The organism is Micromonospora sp. CA-246542 (genome assembly GCF_050942905.1).
Classification (GTDB): domain Bacteria; phylum Actinomycetota; class Actinomycetes; order Mycobacteriales; family Micromonosporaceae; genus Micromonospora.
This window is the reverse complement of sequence record NZ_CP192040.1, coordinates 2,037,415-2,057,147: the sequence shown is the minus strand read 5'-3', so window position 1 is coordinate 2,057,147 and position 19,733 is coordinate 2,037,415. Positions and strand designations below refer to the sequence as shown.

Genomic DNA, 19,733 nt, shown 5'->3' with positions numbered 1-19,733 from the left:
GGGCCGCCAGTGGCGGCCCCGGCCGGCGAATCAGCTCCCGCAGATGGCGTACCCGTTGAGGCTCCACGAGCCGGCGAAGCCGTCGGCGTCCTCGTCCGCCCGTGCCCGAACGGTGTTCCCCCCGGTGATGTTGATCGCGGTCAGCAGCACCTGGCCGTTGCCGGCGTTGATGTCGGCACCCGCGCTGTAGAGCCCCTTGCCGGCCGGGCACGACTTGACGGCGTGGTCCGACGAATTGCTCGCGCTCGTCCCGGTCAACGCGACCCGCTCCAGCCCGGCGGGCGCGTTGGCGCAGACGGCGATCGAGGTGGCGCTCCAGCCGTCCGGCGAGGTGCCCTGCACCGCGACCGCCCGGACGGTCACCGACGTCAGGTCGAACGACGGCACGACCTGGTCGAGCACCATGTCACCCTGGCCGTTGTTGACCCGCCCACCCATGCCGATGACCTTCTTCGTCCCGCAGCTCGCGGTGACGTACTCCGTTCCGACCGCTCCGGTCGTGGCCACCACCTGGTATCCGGCCGGCGTCGTGGCGCACTGGGCGACGGCCTGCAACGCCCAGTCGCCGGCGAAGTTGACCGGGCCCGCCTCCCGCATGGTCACGAAGAAACCGGTGCCGTTCGCCAGCGGCTCCAACCGGTCCAGCCCGACCCGACCGGCGGCCGACGAGCCGGCGATCAGGAAGCCGCCACCCCCGGTGACCACCTTGCCGGCCGGGCAGGACGCGAGCGCCGACTTGTCCGCGCTGCTCTCGGCCGCCGAATGGGTGACCGTCTCCAATCCGGCCGGCACCGCCCAGGCCGGTGCCGCCCAGGCCATGCCCGCCACCACGGCAGCCGTCGACACAACTGCCGTCAGCACGCCCCGTCCCCTGGTTACCCGCATGTCGATCCCCTTGTCCACAATGGCCGGACGAGCCGGCCCGCCTCCCCCCGGACCTGCGGATCCGGCGGCTGAGGAGAGCCTGGGCGAGGCCGCTTGGCGTCCGCTATCCGACCGCTTGGCGCCGGTCGCACGGGTCCCGCCGTCCATAGACTGTGGTCGTCCCATCACGACTGACGAGGAAAGCCATGCGGTGGTCAGTCCTCGGCCCCGTCCAGGTGACCGCCGGCGGGCGCGTCCTCCCCATCGACCGCCCCCAGCAACGTGCGGTGCTCGCGCTGCTGCTCCTCAACGCGGACCGGTTGGTACCTCTCGGGCAGGTCGTGTCGGCGCTCTGGGCCGATGACCCGCCGGCCAGCGCACGGACGCAGGTGCAGGTCTGCGTCTCCCGGATCCGGGCGGCCCTGCGCGAGGCGGGCGCGGGCGACCTGCTGGCGACGCAGGGCGGCGGCTACCGGCTCACCGTAGGCGGGACCGAGCTGGACCTCACCGAGTTCACCGTGGCGGTCGAGCGGGCCCGCGTCGAGGAGACAGCCGGTCGGCGGGCCGAGGCGGCGCGGCTGCTGCGGGACGGCCTGGCGCTGTGGCAGGGGCCGGCGCTGGCCGGTGCGGCCGGCGCCTTCGTCGACGCCGCCGCCGCCGGACTGGACGAGCAGCGGCTGCTCGCGTACGAGCGGCTCGCCGCCGTGGAACTCGGCCTCGGCCGGTACGCCGCGACCGCGCAGACCCTGCGCCCCCTGGTGGTCGAGCATCCGCTCCGGGAGCCGCTGGTGGCCGGTTACCTGCTCGCCCTGGCGGGCTGTGGCCAACAGGCCGCCGCGCTGCGGCTCTACGCCGAGACCCGCCGCCGTCTCGTCGACGAGTTGGGCGTCGACCCCGGACCCGAGCTGAGCGAGGCCCACCTGCGGGTGCTGCGGGGGCAGACGACGGCCGAGCCCGCACCCGCGGGGCCAACCGGTCCGACTCCGGCGCAGCTCCCCGGCGACCCCGCCTGGTTCACCGGCCGCGCCACGGCGCTGCGCCAACTGGACGCACTGCTGCCCGCCGACGCGGCGCGGGCCGCCCGGGACGGCGGCCAGGACGATCTCGGCCGGGCGGTGGTCATCTCCGCCATCGCCGGCACGGCCGGGGTCGGGAAGACCACCCTCGCGGTGCGCTGGGCCCACCAGGTCGCGCACCGCTACCCGGATGGGCAGCTCTACGTCAACCTGCGCGGGTTCGACCTCGACGGTCGGGCCGTGTCGCCGGGCGAGGCGCTGCGCGGCTTCCTGGAGGCGCTGCACGTGCCGCCTCAGCGCGTACCCACCGACCTGCCCGGGCAGGCCGCCCTGTTCCGGACGCTGCTCGCCCACCGCCGGGTCCTGGTGCTGCTCGACAATGCCCGCGACGACGAGCAGGTACGGCCCCTGTTGCCGGGATCCCCGGGCAGCCTGGTCGTGGTGACCAGCCGTAACCGGCTCACCGGCCTGGTGGTCAACGCCGGAGCCCACCCGGTGACGCTGGACCTGCTCGCACCGGCCGAGGCGCGGGAGCTGCTGATCGCTCGGCTCGGTCGCGGCCGTGCCCGGCGCGAAGAGACGGCGTTGGACGAGATCGTCCGGTGCTGCGCCGGCCTGCCGTTGGCCCTGGCCGTCGTCGCGGCACGCGCGGTCGGGCAACCGGACGTGCCGCTGGCGGTGCTCGCGAGCGAACTGCGGGACAGCGGCCCGGACCGGCTCAGCCCACTGGCCACCGGCGACCCGATGACCGACGTACGGGCGGTCTTCTCCTGGTCGTACCGGGCCCTGGACGCCGACTCGGCCCGGTTGTTCCGACTGCTCGGGCTGCACCCCGGCCCCGACGCCGGACGGACGGCGGTGGCCAGCCTCGCCGGCCTGCCGCCGGCTCGGGTCGGTCCGCTGCTGGCCGACCTCACCCGGGCGAACCTGCTCACCGAGCGCACCGCGGGCCGGTACGCGATGCACGACCTGTTGCGCGCGTACGCCGCCGAGCTGTGCCACGACAGCGACCCCTCGGCCGAACGGGAGGCCGCCCGACGCCGCCTGTTCGACCACTACCTGCACGCCTCGCACGCGGCGGACCACCTGCTCGACCCGTACCGGTTGGCGCGACCGGCCGCGCTGCCGCCGCCGGCGACGGGAGTGACGGTGGGCGCCCGCCCGGAGCACGGGTGGGCGACGGCGTGGTTCGCCGCCGAGCACCACGTCCTGCTGGCGTGTGTGGAACAGGCGGCGTCCGCCGGCCTGGACCGGCACGCGTGGACGCTGGCGGCGGCCCTCACCACGTACCTCGATCGCAGCGGGCACTGGCCGGAGCTCGCCGCCGCCCAGCGGACCGCGCTGGCGGCGGCGCGGCGTCGGGGTGACCTGGCCGGTCAGGCCCTGGCGCACCGCGGCCTCGCCATCGCCTGCACCTGGTCGGGTGATCACGAGGCGGCGCACCGGCACTACCGACGCGACCTGGAGCTGTACCGCGAGCTGGGCGACGACACCGGGCGGGCGCACACGCACCTCGGGGTGAGCTGGGTGCTCGCCCGGCAGGGTCGGCTGCGGTCGGCCCTGGACGAGACCCGACTGGCCCTCGACCTCTACCGGGCCACCGACTACCGGGTCGGGCAGGCCAAGGCGCTCAACAATCTGGGCTGGATGCACGCCCGGCTCGGCGAGCCCGGGCCGGCGTTGCAGTGCTGCCAGGCGGCCCTGCGGCTGCACGAGGAGACCGGCGACCGGCACGGCGCGGCGCTGACCTGGGACAGCCTCGGGTACGTCCGGCACGGCCTCGGCGACCACGACGAGGCCGCGGACTGCTACCGGCGGGCGCTGGCACTGCACCGCGAACTCGGCGACCGGTACGACGAGGCGGAGGTGCTGGACAACCTGGGTGACAGTCTGCGGGCCGCCGGTGATCTCGACGCCGCGCGCCGGGCGTGGCGGGAGGCGCTGACCATCTTCGACGAGCTGCGGCATCCGGACGCCGACCGGCCCCGGGCCAAGCTGGCCGTCCCGGCCGTCCCGGTGGCGCCCACCGGCGGTGGCGAACTCTGACCGAGCCCGGCCGCCGTGGATCGACAACGGCTGAAACTCGACGAGCAACAACCCCTCCTGACCAGGCATTCTTGGCTCATGGACCATTCCACGAACCTGGCTCTGGAGGTACGGACATGTTCACCACGAAGTTCTGGAAGGCCACCGCCGAGCGGGCGGTGAAGAGCGCCGCGCAGGGTCTGCTCCTCTACTGGGGGGTCGACGTGGTGTTCAACGCGTGGCAGGCGGACTGGGCGGCAGCGGGTGGCATCGCGTCCGGCGCGGCGGTGCTGTCGGTGCTCACCTCGCTCGTGAGCGCGCGGGTGTCCGGCGAGGGTGACTCGCCAAGCCTCGTGGGCGGCGAGCAGTAGCACCGGTCCAGCCGGGAGCCCTTCGGCGTCGAAGGCGCTCCCGGCCGTCGAATTGACTCGGAGGCGCGAACGAGCAACGCTGTGGCAGCGCTCCCATCGACGGGCTCCTATTCGAGAGGAATGCTCGTGCGTCCCCACAGAGTTCTACTTCCGGTCGTGCTCGCCACGGCCCTCGGCGGTCTGGCCCTGCCGGTGCCCGCCCTGGCCGCGGCCGGCCCGGCACTCGCCGTGGACACCACCACCGCCCGGCACCAGATCAGCCCGTACATCTACGGCATGAACTTCGCGGACGAGGCCCTCGCCCGCGACCTGCGGCTGCCGGTGAACCGCTACGGCGGAAACGCCACCACCCGTTACAACTTCCGTGCCGACACCACCAACCGCGCGGCGGACTGGTACTTCGAGAACATCCCCAACGACAATTCGAGTCCCGAGGACCTCCCGAAGGGCTCGGAGAGCGACCGGTTCGTGCAGCGCAACAAGGCCACCGGCGCCGGCACGGTCATGACGGTGCCGATGCTCGGCTGGATCGCCAAGGACCGGTCGCGGGCCTGCGGCTTCAGCGTCGCCAAGTACGGTCCACAGGAGTCCACCGACCCCTGGGCGCCGGACTGCGGCAACGGCAAGAAACCGGACGGGTCGCTGATCACCGGCAACGATCCGGAGGACACCAGCATCGCGGTCGGTCCGGAGTACGTCGCTGACTTCGTCAACCACCTCAAGGGGCAGTTCGGCGGCGCCGCCGACGGCGGCGTGCAGTTCTACAACCTGGACAACGAGCCGGACCTCTGGCAGTCCACCCACCGCGACGTCCGGCCGACCGGGATGGGCTACGACGAATTGCGCGACCGCACCTACGAGTACGCCGCCGCGATCAAGGCTGCCGACCCCGGCGCGAAGACGCTCGGTCCCGTCGGCTGGGGCCTGAACTCGATCATCTACTCGGGGCTCGACCAGGACACCTGCTCACGCACCGGCTGCTGGTCGAACCCGCCGGACAAGGCCGCGCACGGCGGCCAGGACCTCGGCCCGTGGTACCTGGACCGGATGCGCGAGTACGAGCAGCAGCACGGCACCCGCCTCCTCGACTACTTCGACGTCCACCTCTACCCGCAGCAGTCCGGCGTCTTCGGCGACGCGGCCGGCGACGCCAACACCCAGGCGCTGCGACTGCGCTCGACCCGCCAGCTCTGGGACCCGACCTACGTGGACGAGAGCTGGATCAACCAGCCGGTCCGGTACATCCCGCGCCTGCGCGAACTGGTCGACCAGCACTACCCGGGCACGAAGATCGCGATGACCGAGTACAACTGGGGTGCGCACGGCTCGCTCAACGGCGCGCTCGCCCAGGCCGACGTCCTCGGCATCTTCGGCCGCGAAGGGCTCGACATGGCCGCCCTCTGGACCGCTCCCGCAGCCGACCAGCCGGTGGCCAACGCCTTCCGCGTCTACCGCAACTACGACGGCAACGGCGGCGCGTTCGGCGAGACCTCCGTCCAGGCGACCAGCGCCGACCAGGGAAAACTGGCCGTGTACGCCGCCGAGCGGAGCGCCGACAAGGCGCTCACCGTGGTCGTCGTCAACAAGACCGGCGACGACCTGACCAGTTCGGTCGCCCTCACCGGCGTCTCCGCCAGCACCGCCCAGGTCTACCGTTACAGCGGGGCCAACCTGGCCGGTGTCGTCCGGGAGGCCGACCAGCCGGTGACCGCGGGTGGCCTCACGACCACCTTCCCGGCCAACTCGATCACCCACCTGGTGCTGCCGCGCGCCACCGCGCCCGGCGACACCCAGGCGCCGACCGCTCCGGGCAGGCCGACCGCCGGCACGGTCACCAGTGACAGCATCGCGCTGGGCTGGACGCCGTCCACCGACGACACCGCCGTCACCGGGTACGACGTGCACCGGGTCGACACCACCGGCACCGTGAAGGTCGGCAGCGCCACCGGCACCGCGTACACCGTGACCGGGCTGACGCCGGACACTTCGTACACCTTCGTGGTGACCGCCCGCGACGCGGCGGGGAACGTCTCGGCGGCCTCGCCCGGGCTGACCGTGCGGACCGCTCCCACCGCGCCCACCGGGCGATGCACGGTCGGCTACACGGCGAACAGTTGGCCGGGCGGCTTCACGGCGACCGTCACGATCAAGAACACCGGCACCACGGCGATCGACGGCTGGAGACTCGGCTTCGACTTCCCCACCGCCGGCCAGAAGGTCAGCCAGGGCTGGTCGGCCACCTGGAAACAGAACGGCACGAGCGTCACCGCGGACAGCATGAGCTGGAACGGCAGACTCGCCGCCGGCGCGTCCACCAGCATCGGCTTCAACGGGACGTGGAGCGGCACCAACCCGGCGCCGACCGCCTTCACCCTCAACGGTCAACGCTGCGGATGACCTGAGAGTCCCACTGCGTCAGCAGGGGCGAGGGGTCCGGGGCGCGACGTCGCCCCGGACCCCTGCGCCCCTCGTCCAACTGCGGCAGGAACACGACAACCGACGGCATTGGCTCGCCAGGAACCTCGACCGCCGCGCGAAGGCCGACTGGAACGTCGTGCGCCGCGGTGCCGGCCTGCTGCTCGGTGACCTGCGACAGGCCGTTGTGGAGCGCGGAAATGGATCAGCCGCCGGAGCCTTCTGCCGCGCCGTCGTGGGTGGCGGCGCCGTCGCCGCCCTCCAGGTAGACGTGCTGATGGCCCTGGCCGGCATCGACGTTCACCTGATCGAGCTGGGTTGCTGCGACGGACCAGGCGGCCTCCGCTTGGGCTGCCTGTCGCTTCGCCAGTGCCGTCAAGGCGGCCCGTTGGGTGGGCGGCCCGGTGATCGCGAGGAGATACGTCTCGACGGCCAGGGATGCCTGTTCGACGGCGCCGCGCAGCCCGCCGCGTGCGACGTTTGTCGCGGTGGTGCCCGACGGGGTGTCGGCGAACGGCGCCGCGGCACGCAGCATGGTCTGTTGCCACTGGCGGGCCTGCTCGAGGCCTGGTTGCTCGCCGGTCGACGCCACTGCCCGCAGGGCGGTGAGAATGGGAGCGACCTCCTTACTGAGGCGGCGGGCCGTTGCCGTCAGCTCGACGATCTGCTGGCTGTCGCGTTGCACCTCGGCCTTGCGGATGTCGGCGGCTGCTGACTCGACGCCGTCCGGACGATTGGCTGCGTACCCGGCGACACCGCCCACGAGAAGAGCCGCGAGCCCGACCGCCACGACGATGACGGCGAGACGCGCCGTCCGGCGGCGACCCGTGTCCGGGGTCGGCAGCTGATACGAGGGCTTACCGGTACGGCGCGACACGACATCTCCCTACGTCGATGGAAGCTCGCTCGCAGCCTAGCGGGTGGAAGGATCCGCCGGACCTCCCCGAACCATCGGCAGCGCTGGTGGCGTCGACCGGGCATCCGGTCTTTCGCGGACGACCCGGAGGATTCCGGCGGCAGATGGGCGGACGAACGGGCGACGGCTGTGAACTGAAGCTTCTCCCGTCCGAAAACGGATCGCCGAAGTCGTCGTGTCCGCGTGCGAAGTACCTGGATCAGCGCATGACGGCCGTGACGTCCGCGGCGACAGCGAGGGGATCCGTGAGCGGTCGATCCAGCAGGCGCACGAGGTCAGGACCGGTGTGGTGGAGAAACCCGTGGCGGACACCGGTGGCGATCGAGGCGAGCATCGGCGGCTGGAACGGCAGCAGGTTGGCGTCGCCGAGCAGGCGGGCGCGGTACTCGCCGAGTCCGATCGCGCGGTGCGCGACGCCGAGACGGCCGGCGATGTCGCCAGCGGTGATCGGGGTTCCGACCAGGTCGTAGACCTTCCCGGCGTGGGCGCTGGGCTCGCTTGCGACGACGGCTGCGGCAGCGGCCAGGTCGGCCCGCGCCACTGCGGCGAGCGCGCCGCTCCCGAACGCCGACTCCAGGCCGTCCGGCGTCCACGTGAGCAGGGCGCCGAAGAGTTCGGCGTACAGCCCGTTCCGCAGGATCGTCCACGCGAGCCCACTGTTCGTGATCATGTGCTCGGTGGCCCGGTGGGCCAGCGCGAACCCGAGATGGTCCCCGGCGCTGGTCAGGCTGGTGTACGTCACGTGGACCACGCCGTCGCGGCCGGCGGCGTCGAGAAGAGCCCGGTGCCGCGCGATGACCGCGTCGTCCTCGGCGTACCCGGCCGAGACCAGGACCAGGGTCGAAACCCCGGTGAGGTCGAGGGTCGCGGGATCGTCGAAGTCGAGGTGGCGCTGTGCGCCGGTGGGGGTGCGACTTCCCGCCAGGGCGGGCATCCCTCGCTCGGCGAGCGCTGCGAGGGTGCGCGAAGCGAGCTGCCCGTTGGCGCCGGTAACCATGATCATTGCGGCTCGGTCTCCTGCCGTGGTTCTCTTCAGTAACTACCGGGGAGCCTGGACCCACGCCCGGCGGGCCACAAGGAGGCAGTCTCGTGTCACCAGCGCACACCGAGGTAACCGCCGAAGCCGCCGCGCTCGAACCGTGCGGACAGCCGGATCACCCGGACTGCGGCATCCGCGACGTTCTCGACCGGGTGGGCGACAAGTGGTCCGTCCTCGTGATCGTCGAACTCGCCGCCGGGCCGCGACGCTTCCGCCAACTCCAGCGCGCCATCCATGGGATCTCCCAGCGCATGCTGACCCTCACGGTGCGCCGCCTGGAACGCGACGGCCTCGTCCTTCGGACCGTCTACCCGACCGTGCCCACCCAGGTCGACTACCGGCTCACCGAAACCGGCACCAGCCTCACCCACCTCGTCAAGGCACTCGCGGACTGGTCGCTGGCCCACCGCGACGTCATCGCCGAAGCCCGTCGGGCGTACGACAACGACCACCCCGACAACGAGATCCGGTGACGCGCAACGCGTCGTCGACAAGCTGACCGCGTCAACTCGTCGGCCTGCCCATCATGGTGAGGTTCTAGCTGGCGGTTCCCGCATCGGCGTTGTGGATGGGCCTCATCGCCCGGCATCGTAGGCATCCCGCGCGCGTTCCACCTCTGGGAGGCTGGCGTCGGCCCACGTGGCCAGGTGGGCGAAGATCGGGCCGAGGCTCGCGCCCAACTCGGTGATCTGGTACTCGACTCGAGGCGGCACCTCGGCGTGGTAGGTGCGCGTCACGAGTCCGTCGCGTTCGAGTTGGCGGAGCCGCTGCGTGAGCACTTTGGGCGTGATGCTCGTCAGTCGGCGCTCCAGCTCCACGAAGCGCTGCCGACCGTACTCGTGCAGAGCCCACAGGATTGGCGTGGTCCACCGGCTGAACACGATGTCGACGACCGGCGCGACCGGACATGCCAGCTCGGGATCCGTCGAGCGCTGCATGTGCCCTCCGTCACAAACCCATTACTATCCTCTAGGTACCTACTATATCGGCGCCACTAGCGTTTCCGGCAACCGCGCGAACGACGCGGTCGAACTGGAGACACAGACATGTTTGTCGTGGTTGGAGCCACCGGAAACGTCGGCAGCACGCTCACGTCAATCCTCGCGGCCTCGGCCGGCGAGGTGACGGCGGTATCCCGGGGACGACGCCCGATCACCCTGCCGGACGGGGTCCGCCACCATCGTGCGGACCTGGAGCGGCCGGAAAGCCTGAGCCCGGCTCTCGCCGGCGCCGACGCGCTGTACCTACTCGTCGAGGGCGCCGGAGCCCATCTCGACATGCGCGAAATCCTGCGGGTCGCCGCGGCCGGTGGCGTGAAACGCATCGTGCTGCAGTCCTCGCAGGCGGTCGTCACACGGCCCGACTCGCCGTCACACGCACCCCTGCACGCCATTGAGGACCTGATCCGCCGATCCGACCTCGGCTGGACGATACTGCGCCCTGGCGGCTTCGACTCCAACGCATTCGCCTGGGCGGAACCGGTGCGGGGTACGCGGATGGTGGCCGCGCCGTTCGGCGACGTCGGTCTACCCTTGGTCGACCCGGCCGACATCGCCGAAGTGGCGGCCGCAGCCCTGCTCGACAGCTCGCACGTCGGCCGCACCTACGAACTGACCGGCCCGGCTCTGAGCACGCCTCGCGAACGGGTCGCCGACCTCGCCGCCGCGCTCGGCGAGCCGATCGGCTTCGTGGACCAGACGCCGAACGAAGCCCGTGAGCAGATGCTGCGGTTCATGCCGCCACCGGTGGTCGAGGGCACGCTGGCGATCCTCGGCACGCCCACCGAAGCCGAACAGCGGATCAGCCCGGACATTGCCGAGATCCTGGGCCGATCCCCACGCCCCTTCGCCGTCTGGGCGAAGCGCAACATCGACGCTTTCCGCTGACGCCTCGCGCCCGCGGCGGTACAAGGGAGCAGCGATCTCTCCTGGCACCGGTGCTCAGCTCAGCGCGACCGTGCCCACGATTCGCGTGGGGGCGACGGAACCGCCCACCGGTTCGTTGGAGACGCCGAACGTTCCCGCCTCGGCAACCGGGCCGATGACCGTGGTCGACTCCCTGACTCCCTCTGCCAGCCGTCCCACCTTGCGGGGCTCGCTGCCACGGATGAGCCACAGCTCGTAGATCCGCCCGGGGCCGGGCTCGGGCAGGTCGCGCAGCAGCACCACCCCGCGGTCCCGGTCGCGGGAGACCACCACGGTCGCGGCGCCGCCGGGCTGGAGAGACCGCTCGAACACCCGGGCGTCCGGGGCGTCCAGGACGGCGGCGATCTGCCGCGCCTGCTCGCTGCTGGCCCGCTCGTCGCTGACCCGATCGTTGGTCACGGCCCAGGTGGCCGCGCTCGCACCGCCGGCCACGAGGACGGCCACCGCGGCGGCCACCGTGAGGCGTCGCCACCTGCCTGCCTGCCGTGTGGCGCTGTCCCCTGCGGCTGCGGAGCGCACCTGCGGGGTACGCGCCGCCTGGGCGAGGGTGCGCTCCCGCAACCCCTGGGGCATGGCCTCGACGACGGTGTCGTCGGCGAGGCGGGCGACCGTCTCCCGTAGCTCGGTCACCTCCTGGCGGCACGACTCGCAGTCGGCCAGGTGCCGCTCGAACGCCGCCCTCTCGAGGTCGTCGACCGCGTTCAGGGCGTACGCGCCGGCGAGGGTGTGGATGTCGGCGCTCATGCCCGTCCTTCCATGTCGATGCCCAGGCAGTCACGCATCCGGATCAGTCCGTCGCGCATCCGCGTCTTCACCGTCGGCAGCGGTGTCTTCAGCTTTTCGGCGACCTCACGGTAGGTGTGGCCACCGTAGTAGGCCAGGGTCACCGCCTCCCGCTGGACCGGTGTCAGCCGGCCCAGACAGCGACGGACCTGTTCGCGCTCCAACCGGGCGGTGACGTCCTCGACGACCTCGTCGTAGGGGACGTGCGTCTCGGTTGCGGCGACCCGCTGGGTGCGGTCGGTGTGGGCCTGCTCGGAGCGCACCCGGTCCACCGCCCGCCGGTGCGCCATCGTCAGGATCCAGGCGGAGGCCGAGCCACGACCGGCCTCGAATCGGCCGGCGGTGCGCCACACCTCGACCAGCACCTCCTGCGTCACCTCCTCCGCCTGCGCCGGGTCGCGTACGACGCGGCGGGCCAGCCCGAGGACGCGGCCGGCCATGGTGTCGTACAGCGCCGCGAACGCAACCTCGTCACCCCGTGCCACCCGCGCCAGCAGCTCGTCGGGGCTCGGTGACGTCGCGGTGTCCGGCGGCACCGAGCGTAACCGCCGCGCGTGTTCCGGGTCGCCGTTCATCCTCGGCATGTCCTCTCCTGTGCTGGCGGCCGTGCGGTCTGCCGCCGCGTACTCATTCCTGGCCGGAATCACGGCAAGCACCAGGTCAGGTGATCGTGACGGTGGTGCTGTGCCAGCCGGTCGCGCCGTCGGGGAAGGGCGCAGCCCGTTGGTCGGTCTGGGTCGCACCTGTCGCATCGGTGGCCCGTACGCGCAGGGTGTGGCTGCCCGAGGTGGCGTCCCAGCGGTAGGTCCACTGCCGCCACAGGTCCGGCGATGGTCCATCGGCGAGGCGGGCCTGCCGCCACGGCCCGTCGTCGACCTGAATCTCGACGGCCACGATTCCGCGCCGTTGCGCCCACGCGACACCGGCGATGATGACAGGCCCGGCGCGACGTTGCGCGAAAGGTCTCGGAGTGTCGATGCGCGATGCGGTCTTGACGGGCGCGTCGGCGGCCCACCCGCGCTGCACCCAGTAGGGGTCGAACGCGTCGAAGGTGGTCACCTTCATCGAGGTGAGCCACTTGCAGGCCCCCACGTAGCCGTAGAGGCCGGGGACGAGCATGCGGACAGGGAACCCGTGTTCCAGGGGCAGGGGTTCACCGTTCATGGCCACGGCCAGGAGCGCGTCGCGCCCGTCGAGGATCGCCGCGAGCGGAGTGCCGATGGTCATGCCCTCCACCGAGCGGCTGACGAGCTGGTTCTGCCCGGTGTGGAGGCCCGCCTCGCGGAGCAGCGGTGCAAGGGGAACCCCCGTCCAGCGGGCGGTGCCGATGTAGGGACCACCGACCTCGTTCGAGACGCAGTTCAGGGTGATGTCACGCTCGACGAGGCCACGGGCGAGAAGATCCTCGAATTTCCAGGTACGAGGACGGTCGACCGCCCCGTCCAGGGTCAACCGCCAGGCCTCCAAATCGACCTGCGGGACGGTGAGTGCCGTGTCGACACGGTAGAAGTCCCGGTTGCGGGTGAGGAACGTCGAAACCCCGTCGACACCGACAGAGACACCGCCGGGTAGCGGCGGTGCCGGTCGTACCGGCGGCGGAATGCGAACGGCGGCGCGGGAACGGGCGCCAACCGCGCTGCCGCGACCGACGGCCTGGCCGACGGCGGCCGTGGCACCGGCGGTCAGCGCGGTCCCCGCTGTCGTGGCCAGGAACTGACGGCGGTTGAGCAGCCTCGGCCGGCTCGGCGGGGTGACCGTCACCATTCGACCGGCGCGCGCCAACAGCAACATCGCGGCCGATCCGACGCCGACACCCGTCAGCACCGGCAGAACGCCCAGGGGCGTCGCGCCCGGGCGGGACAGGACGGCGGCGACACCGATAGCGGCGAACACGGCGAGACCGGCCAGGCCATAGCGTCGTCGTCGAAGCGCCGCCGCGCCGAGCAGAACCGCGGCCAGGGCCAGCAGCGCGTAGACGCCGACGAGGAGCGCGATCTTGTCGTTGGCACCGAAGGTGCGGATGGCGAACGCCTTGACGCCCTGCGGTGCCAGGTCGATGGCAACACCGCCGACTGCCAGCACCGGATCGGAGGCCGGAGCGACCAGTGCCGCGAAGAGGTGCGCCACGGCCAGGGTCACTCCGGCGGTCAGCACGCCGACGACCGAGCCGCGGACGGCGGTCATGTGGAGGGACGGCCCCGGCCGGCGGATCGCCGGCCGGGGCTCGATGTCGGTCGCCGCCATCAGCTCTTGGGCATCAGAACGGTGTCGACGATGTACACGGTGGCGTTGGCCGTCGAGACGTTCCCGCAGACCACCATCGAGGTGCCGTTGACGGTGAATGACGAGCCGCTGCCGGTCACCTCGAGGTCGCCGCCCTGCAACGTCTTGTGGGTGCCAGCCAGGGTGTCCGGGGACAACTGGGTCGGCACCACGTGGTAGGTCAGGATCTTCTTCAGGAGGGCGTCGTCGGCCAGGACCTTGTCCAGATCCGCCTTGGGGATCTTGGCGAACGCGTCATTGGTCGGCGCGAACACCGTGACGCCCTGCGCGCCGTTGAGCGAGTCCACCAGCTTGGCCTTCTGCACAGCCGTCACCAGCGTCGACAGCAGCGGGTTGCCGGACGCGGCCGTGGCCACCGGCACCTTCGCCATCGCCTCGAAACTACCCGGGTTGGACGCGTCGGTCGGCACGGCGGCGCACCCCGAGCCGAACTGACCCGACATGATCGTCGAAGGCGAAGCCGAGGCCATCGGCGCGCTGGCCGACATGCTCGGCGCGCCGCTGGCGCTGTCCCCGCTGTCGGTACCGCCGCAGGCGGACAGGGCCAGCACAGCGATCACGCCGACCGAGGCGAACAGGCGTCGCTTCATATGTACTCCTCAAATGCTTGTACTTCCTGCTGTTGTCATGAGGCATTCGAGGCCGATCGCGAGACGGATGGGCGCAACAGGGAGCAAATTCGGCATGGCACCGGGAGCAGACCTGCGCCGGAGCCGTCCCGCCCGAAAGCATGAGTGCCCAGGCACCGGGTACCCGACCTGGCATGGGAAGCCAACAGCGCAACAAGCACGACAGCGGCGGCGAGTCGGCGCGGGGCCGCCGGCACCCGGGCAACGGCGCACGGGGCCGGCAGGGGGCGACGGTCGAGCACTCGCCTGATCAGCGGCACGAGCGCACCGCTACCGGATCAGCGGGCACCGAGCGCGACCATGGCCGGTCGAAGGCAGCCCACGAGGGCCGGGTCAACCGCCAGGGTACGGCCTGACCGGTCGGAGCCGAATCACCGCCGGAAGATCAGCTATTCCGACAGCCCGGGCGCCGTCGCAGACGCCGGCTGGTGCCGGCAATCCGGGGAATCAGGACCGGTACGCGGGCCATAAGATCCACCGATATGGCCCGCACCACACCTCCGCGTCCGCTGGATATCGCCGCAGTCTTTCCCGAGCTGCGGGAACACTCCACCACGGCCACCCGCCTGCATCCCCGACCCGGCGCTCCGACCGCCAGGGACAGCTCGGTCGGTGGACCGCTGCTGTGGCCGGCCCACGAGGTATGGCCGGTCTGTGACGACGCCGGGGCGCACGAGCCATGGAACCTCACGACCCCGGCTGCCCTGCGCCGCAGGCGGGAGATCCTCGCGACCGCAGAAGCCCGGGGGTCGGCGCCGGGTGGGGACTTCCTGACCGTCGAGGAGCGGGCGGAACTGGACGCCGCCGACGCCCTGGAACTGGACGACCGGATCGAGGATCCCATCCCGTTGGTCCCCGTCGCGCAGCTCTACCGACGAGACATCCCTGACTACGCCGGTCCGGACGGCACCGACCTGCTCCAGGTGCTGTGGTGCCCGGTAGACCACTCGGACCGGCACTACAGCCCTCGCGTCTTCCTCCACTGGCGCGACAGTTCGACCGTCGGCCCACTGCTCGAGGCACCTCCCGAGCCGCGGGTGATCAGCGACATGTACCTGCCGATCCCGTGCGTGGTGCACCCGGAGCAGGTCCGCGAATACCAATACGCCGACCTGCTCCCTGCTGACCTACGCGACCGGCTCGACGAGTGGGATGACGACGAGGACGAGAGCCGTCCCCGCTATCAGAGCGACTTGTCGCTGGCTCCGGGATGGAAGGTCGGCGGGTACGCGAACTGGTCACTGACCGATCCGTACCCGATGGACTGTGTCGCCTGCGGCACCACGATGACCTTGATCTTCACCGTGGATTCGGGCGACTGGAACGGGATGCATTGCAGCTGGCGCCCGTCCGAGGAGGACCCGACCGCGTCCCCGGACGTCGTCGGTGTGCAAATCGGGCGCGGCTACTCGCTGTACACCTTCCGCTGCCCCGTGTCAGCCGACCATCCTGCGGCCACGGCCATGCAGTGACGCGGCCGCCCACCATGACCTGCCACCGGCCTGCCGTCCCGCGTGCCGCCCGCCACCCAACGATTGAGCAGCTCACAGGCGGGGTAGTCCCGGTCCTCGCGGAAGATCAATAGGCGGCCGGGTCGGGTCCGCCCGGCGAGAGGGGCAGCACCATTGCGGACCTGGGGGCGCGACGCCGTAGCGCGGTTGCGGGGCGACGGCATGACCGTGGTCGAGCTGACCGCCGCCGCGGTGGTCGCCTGGATCGTGGCAGCGGTGGTGATCCGTCACCCGGACCCGTTCTACGCCCCGACCGCCGCGCTCGTCGTACTCGGTGAGTCCCGCGGGCGACGGCTGCGGCAGACCGTCGAGATCCTGCTCGCGGTGGCCGCCGCCGTGCTCGTCGCGGAGCTGCTCGTGTACGCGCTCGGCCCCGGCACCGGCACGGTCCTGCTGGTGCTGCTGCTGACCACCACGACGCTGGTGCTGATCGGCGCCCGCCGCGCCCTGGTCGTGCAGGCCACCGTCTCGGCCATGTACCTGGTCGTGGTCGCCGCGCCGCATGGCACGCTGATGCCGTTCCGCTTCGTCGACGCGCTCATCGGCGGCGCGGTGGCGTTGGCCGCCAGCCAACTGATGGCTGCCCGCGACCCACTGGCGCCGCTGGTGGCGCAGGCCCGGCGCAGCTACACCGACCTCGCCGACCTGCTCGACGAGGTGAGCACCGCGCTGCGGGGCTGCGACGAGGAGGCCGCCCGCGCCGCGCTGGACCAGGCCCGGCAGGTGGACGACTGCGTCGCCCAGCTACAGACAGCCGTGCTCGCCACCGGTGAGACGCTGCGGCTGGGACTGCGCCGCCGGCACCTGGGCAAGCTCGTCGACGTGGAGGCGACGCTGCGGCAGCTCGACTACGCCGCGCGCAACATCCGGGTGCTGGCCCGGGCCGGCGTGACCCTGACCCGCCGGCACACCGCCACCCCGCCGGAGCTGGCCGCCGCGATCGGCGCGCTGACCGCCGCCGTACGGTCGGCCGGGGAGGCACTGGCCAGCGACCTGAGCGGCGCCGACGCCGACCGGCACGCGCACCGGGCCGACGCCGCGGCCCTGGAGGCGGTCCGGATCGCCGCAGGCCTGCTGCGGTCCGATCCGCCGCTGCCGGTCACCATGATCGTCGGGCAGATCCGGGCGACCGCCATCGACCTGCTGCGCGGCGTCGGCCACGACGACGTGGGGGTGCTGGACCGGGTGGACGAGGCGCTCGGTCTGAGCCGGGTGTGACGGCCGGTCAGTCGGTGCGAGAGGCAGTTCGTGCCCATCTCGCCCGTTGCGGGCTGGACCGCGCCGCCGCGCGCGGCCGGTGGCCGGGCGTGACCCGCAGCCACCTGCGTGGAGGCGGATGCGGTGGTAAGCGGTATACCGCGCCCAATTCCTTGCGCAGTTGGTTCACGAGCCCGCGTTCGAGTTCCCAAAGATCAGCAGCTTCGGGCCCATTTGCGGGTCGCGCTCTGGCTGGCCCGCTACTCGCGTCCGACCCAGGTCGCGACGCATGCCTCATTACCCTCGGGGTCGGCCAGCACCCACCACTTCGGCGCGTGCGCTGCGGAGACCACGCGCCCGCCGGCGGCCAGGGCGGCGGCGATGCGGTCCTCCGCTTGATCGTGCGGGACGGCGATGTCGACATGCATCCGGTTGCGTTGCGGTCGTGCCGTCTCCATGGGTTGCAGCCCGAATCCGGGCCCCCGTCGCGCCGGATCGGCCAGGTAGTCGTCACCGATCTGCCGGTATCCCAGCAGCGCCTGCCAGAACGGCAGCACGTCCGACTTCACCAGGGCATCGAGGGTGATGTTGAGGAGCTGCACCGCCGTGGGATCGGCGGGGATGCCCAGCGCCCGCGCAGCGGCCGATATCCGTCGCGCCAATGAGATGTCACGCCGGGACAGCGACACGGTGACGCCCGCGTGGCGCAGGTCCAGGTTGAGATGCTCGTGCTCGTCGCGGCCGGCGAGCCGGCCGATCTCGTCGACGAACGCGATCCCCGCCGACAGCGAGCCAGTCCGGAAGTAGGCCGAGACCAGGTGGTAGAGACAACGCCAGTCTTCGACACCGTCAGCCTCGTGGAAACGCCCAGCGGTGATCTGCACCGTCACGTTCGCGAACCTAACAGCAGGATGCTCACCTGAGCCAGCCGAGGAAGCGTCGGTGCAGCGCACCCGCCGGGTCCGCGCAGTCGCGGCAGGAGTGAATCCTCAGCACGAACAGCGTTCAGACAGTGCAGCCCGGGGCGTTCCGGCAACCGACGTTCAGCGACTACCGTCAGCGCGTGCTCGATCCCACGATCATCTTCGACGCCTCCGATCCGCTGGAAAGTCCGCTCACCGACGAGGTTCTACGGCAGGTGGAGGCGCAGCTCGGCCGCAAGCTACCCGCCGCGTACGTCGACCTGGCCCGGCGACACAACGGCGGACTGTTGGCTCGTGACGCCCACCCCTCGCCCAGCCGAACCTCCTGGTCGGCGAACTACGTCGCGGTGGACACCCTGGCGGCGATCGGCCGGACCGCGCCCTTCAGCCTGTGCGGCGAGCTCGGGAGCGCGTTCTGGATAGCCGAGTGGGGCTACCCCGACATTGGTATCTACATCGCCGACTGCCCCTCGGCGGGCCACGACATGATCGCCCTCGACTACCGGTCCACCGGCGAGCCGACAGTCGTGCACGTCGACCAGGAGTGGGATTACCAGATCACCGTCCTCGCCCCCGATTTCGAGACGTTCCTGGGCGGCCTCGTCGACGACACGGATTTCGATGAGGACGATTGATCGTCCGCACGGCAACCACGGCAGTGATTCAGGACGATCGGCCTGCCTGTTTCGTCGCGACGAACAGAAATTCCTGATCCAGGGCCCCGGTGCAGTTCGCCTGCATCGCCTCGGCGCCGGGGTTCACATCGGCCGGGCCGCCGAGCGCCCCGACGCAGAGGCCACTGTGGATCGGACGTAGCCGGTAGCCGCCGGGCACCGGCACGTTTGTGGCCTCCAACAGGTACCGCTGGTGGGCGGCACCGGTGCAGTTGTCCGGCGCCAACAACGCGCCGTCCCCCGTCAGCGCCTCGTCGACGGTCAGACAGCCCGCGCCCTCCTTCGGATGGTGCCATTCGATCTCGTAGACCCCGACACCGACCGCTTTGAGGAAGGTGTCCGGGGAGATCCGGTCGCACGCCCGTTGCACCGCCAGCGGCCGGTCGGTACGGCCGTTACGCTCCCGCCCCTCGCCCAGGCACAGGTCACGATCCCGCACGTGCGCGGGTTGGATCAGGTACCAGCCATCGGGCAGGGCGGCAGTCGCGGGCGTGGAAGCCCCGGAGGATTCCACGGCACGGCCACCCGAGCCGTTCGAGCCGTCTGAGCCGAGGGTGCCCTTCCAGGCCAACGCCGTGCCCGAGCCGATCACGGCGGCGAGGGCGGCGATCACCACGATTGCCCTCCTCGACCGTCGCGGCCGAGCAGCCGGCGCGGGCGGCGCGACCGGTTCCGCGGTGGCCACCTCGGCCTCCTCGACGGGATCCGGAGAACCGCTCGAGATCGGCCCGACGGCAAGCCGGTTACGGACCGCGACCCAGCGGGCCGCGGCGGCGTCGCCGAGTCCGCAGGCTCTCGCAAAGGACTGCACCACCTGTTGCCGGGGCAGGGTCGTACGGCTCAGAGCCGACGCGATCGTGCTCGACGGCAGGGCGTCCCCTGAGGCGTCGGCCTTGGCCGCGAGTTCCCGGTACGTGAGGCCGGACCATTCCCGCAGGGCCCGCAGCGCCGTCACGAACTCGGCCGGGTTCGTCGCCTCGTCGGGGTTCGGCGGCTGCGTTCCGGCTTCGGACATTCGACTCCCCCATGCGTCGATCGGACCCGATCGAGGTTAACGATCCTAGTCATCTGACGCTCGCCGTGCGGGCCCGTTCGGGACTGTCCCGAACGCGCTGGATCCGTTGCCCACGGCGACGTCCGACGCCCAGTGTCCTAGTCGGAC

General features: G+C 71.6%; 19 protein-coding genes. 9 read left to right on the top strand and 10 right to left on the bottom strand.

Annotated features, from left to right (window positions below; genetic code table 11):
* Nucleotides 1-30: 30 nt before the first annotated feature.
* Entirely contained in the window at nucleotides 31-861 is an 831-nt protein-coding gene (locus tag ACQP0N_RS09760) for a hypothetical protein (protein WP_433119286.1), read from the bottom strand.
* Nucleotides 862-1,070: 209 nt separating this feature from the next.
* Between ACQP0N_RS09760 and ACQP0N_RS09755 the strand changes: the two genes are divergently transcribed.
* From ACQP0N_RS09755 to ACQP0N_RS09745, 3 genes are all read left to right on the top strand, one after another.
* Nucleotides 1,071-3,926: a BTAD domain-containing putative transcriptional regulator gene (locus ACQP0N_RS09755; protein WP_433119284.1), complete on the top strand. Its 2,856-nt coding sequence runs from the start codon at nucleotides 1,071-1,073 to the stop codon at nucleotides 3,924-3,926.
* A gap of 116 nt (nucleotides 3,927-4,042) precedes the next feature.
* Nucleotides 4,043-4,276: a holin gene (locus ACQP0N_RS09750; protein ID WP_433119282.1), complete on the top strand. Its 234-nt coding sequence runs from the start codon at nucleotides 4,043-4,045 to the stop codon at nucleotides 4,274-4,276.
* A gap of 156 nt (nucleotides 4,277-4,432) precedes the next feature.
* On the top strand, nucleotides 4,433-6,673 hold the full coding sequence (locus tag ACQP0N_RS09745; protein WP_433119280.1) for a glycoside hydrolase family 44 protein: 2,241 nt from the start codon (nucleotides 4,433-4,435) through the stop codon (nucleotides 6,671-6,673).
* Nucleotides 6,674-6,896: 223 nt separating this feature from the next.
* Here the strand turns inward: ACQP0N_RS09745 and ACQP0N_RS09740 are convergent, their stop codons facing one another.
* Both ACQP0N_RS09740 and ACQP0N_RS09735 read right to left on the bottom strand, forming a co-directional pair.
* Complete coding sequence (locus ACQP0N_RS09740; protein ID WP_433119278.1) at nucleotides 6,897-7,568, bottom strand: hypothetical protein; 672 nt, start codon at nucleotides 7,566-7,568, stop codon at nucleotides 6,897-6,899.
* A 238-nt stretch (nucleotides 7,569-7,806) separates the two neighbouring features.
* Nucleotides 7,807-8,610, bottom strand: a complete 804-nt coding sequence (locus ACQP0N_RS09735) for an NAD(P)H-binding protein (protein WP_433119276.1) — start codon at nucleotides 8,608-8,610, stop codon at nucleotides 7,807-7,809.
* Nucleotides 8,611-8,696: 86 nt separating this feature from the next.
* Between ACQP0N_RS09735 and ACQP0N_RS09730 the strand changes: the two genes are divergently transcribed.
* A complete protein-coding gene (locus tag ACQP0N_RS09730) occupies nucleotides 8,697-9,119 on the top strand; it encodes a winged helix-turn-helix transcriptional regulator (protein WP_433119274.1) in 423 nt (140 codons plus the stop codon).
* Nucleotides 9,120-9,221: 102 nt separating this feature from the next.
* On the opposite strand, the gene ACQP0N_RS09725 is transcribed toward ACQP0N_RS09730, so the two are convergent.
* Nucleotides 9,222-9,584 (bottom strand): winged helix-turn-helix transcriptional regulator, encoded by a 363-nt coding sequence (locus tag ACQP0N_RS09725; protein WP_355052955.1) that lies wholly within the window; start codon nucleotides 9,582-9,584, stop codon nucleotides 9,222-9,224.
* Between the two features lie 108 nt (nucleotides 9,585-9,692).
* Between ACQP0N_RS09725 and ACQP0N_RS09720 the strand changes: the two genes are divergently transcribed.
* Nucleotides 9,693-10,532: an NAD(P)H-binding protein gene (locus ACQP0N_RS09720; protein WP_433119272.1), complete on the top strand. Its 840-nt coding sequence runs from the start codon at nucleotides 9,693-9,695 to the stop codon at nucleotides 10,530-10,532.
* A gap of 54 nt (nucleotides 10,533-10,586) precedes the next feature.
* Here ACQP0N_RS09720 and ACQP0N_RS09715 read toward each other — a convergent pair whose 3' ends face one another.
* From ACQP0N_RS09715 to ACQP0N_RS09700, 4 genes are all read right to left on the bottom strand, one after another.
* A complete protein-coding gene (locus ACQP0N_RS09715; RefSeq protein ID WP_433119269.1) occupies nucleotides 10,587-11,315 on the bottom strand; it encodes an anti-sigma factor in 729 nt (242 codons plus the stop codon).
* Nucleotides 11,312-11,938 carry a sigma-70 family RNA polymerase sigma factor gene (locus tag ACQP0N_RS09710; protein WP_433119266.1) on the bottom strand — a complete coding sequence of 209 codons (627 nt, stop codon included), beginning with the start codon at nucleotides 11,936-11,938 and terminating at the stop codon, nucleotides 11,312-11,314. The genes ACQP0N_RS09715 and ACQP0N_RS09710 overlap by 4 nt, the downstream gene beginning before the upstream one ends.
* 76 nt (nucleotides 11,939-12,014) lie before the next feature.
* Nucleotides 12,015-13,598, bottom strand: coding sequence for a molybdopterin-dependent oxidoreductase (locus tag ACQP0N_RS09705; protein WP_433119263.1), 1,584 nt, complete (start codon nucleotides 13,596-13,598; stop codon nucleotides 12,015-12,017).
* The gene (locus tag ACQP0N_RS09700; protein ID WP_433119261.1) at nucleotides 13,598-14,227 is read right to left on the bottom strand and encodes a fasciclin domain-containing protein; all 630 of its coding nucleotides are present in this window, start codon (nucleotides 14,225-14,227) and stop codon (nucleotides 13,598-13,600) included. Before ACQP0N_RS09700 ends, ACQP0N_RS09705 begins: the two co-directional genes overlap by 1 nt.
* 173 nt (nucleotides 14,228-14,400) lie before the next feature.
* On the opposite strand from ACQP0N_RS09700, the gene ACQP0N_RS09695 reads away from it, so the two are divergent.
* The 3 genes from ACQP0N_RS09695 to ACQP0N_RS09685 all read left to right on the top strand — a co-directional run bounded on the left by ACQP0N_RS09695 (nucleotide 14,401) and on the right by ACQP0N_RS09685 (nucleotide 16,995).
* Nucleotides 14,401-14,622, top strand: coding sequence for a hypothetical protein (locus ACQP0N_RS09695; protein ID WP_433119259.1), 222 nt, complete (start codon nucleotides 14,401-14,403; stop codon nucleotides 14,620-14,622).
* 126 nt (nucleotides 14,623-14,748) lie between these two features.
* A complete protein-coding gene (locus ACQP0N_RS09690) occupies nucleotides 14,749-15,738 on the top strand; it encodes a hypothetical protein (RefSeq protein ID WP_433119257.1) in 990 nt (329 codons plus the stop codon).
* A gap of 201 nt (nucleotides 15,739-15,939) precedes the next feature.
* Nucleotides 15,940-16,995, top strand: a complete 1,056-nt coding sequence (locus ACQP0N_RS09685) for an FUSC family protein (protein WP_433119255.1) — start codon at nucleotides 15,940-15,942, stop codon at nucleotides 16,993-16,995.
* Between the two features lie 239 nt (nucleotides 16,996-17,234).
* Here ACQP0N_RS09685 and ACQP0N_RS09680 read toward each other — a convergent pair whose 3' ends face one another.
* Nucleotides 17,235-17,864, bottom strand: coding sequence for a VOC family protein (locus tag ACQP0N_RS09680; protein ID WP_433119253.1), 630 nt, complete (start codon nucleotides 17,862-17,864; stop codon nucleotides 17,235-17,237).
* Between the two features lie 173 nt (nucleotides 17,865-18,037).
* Between ACQP0N_RS09680 and ACQP0N_RS09675 the strand changes: the two genes are divergently transcribed.
* Nucleotides 18,038-18,532 carry an SMI1/KNR4 family protein gene (locus tag ACQP0N_RS09675; RefSeq protein ID WP_355052962.1) on the top strand — a complete coding sequence of 165 codons (495 nt, stop codon included), beginning with the start codon at nucleotides 18,038-18,040 and terminating at the stop codon, nucleotides 18,530-18,532.
* A gap of 28 nt (nucleotides 18,533-18,560) precedes the next feature.
* On the opposite strand, the gene ACQP0N_RS09670 is transcribed toward ACQP0N_RS09675, so the two are convergent.
* Nucleotides 18,561-19,586, bottom strand: coding sequence for a helix-turn-helix domain-containing protein (locus ACQP0N_RS09670; RefSeq protein WP_433119251.1), 1,026 nt, complete (start codon nucleotides 19,584-19,586; stop codon nucleotides 18,561-18,563).
* Nucleotides 19,587-19,733: the final 147 nt, after the last annotated feature.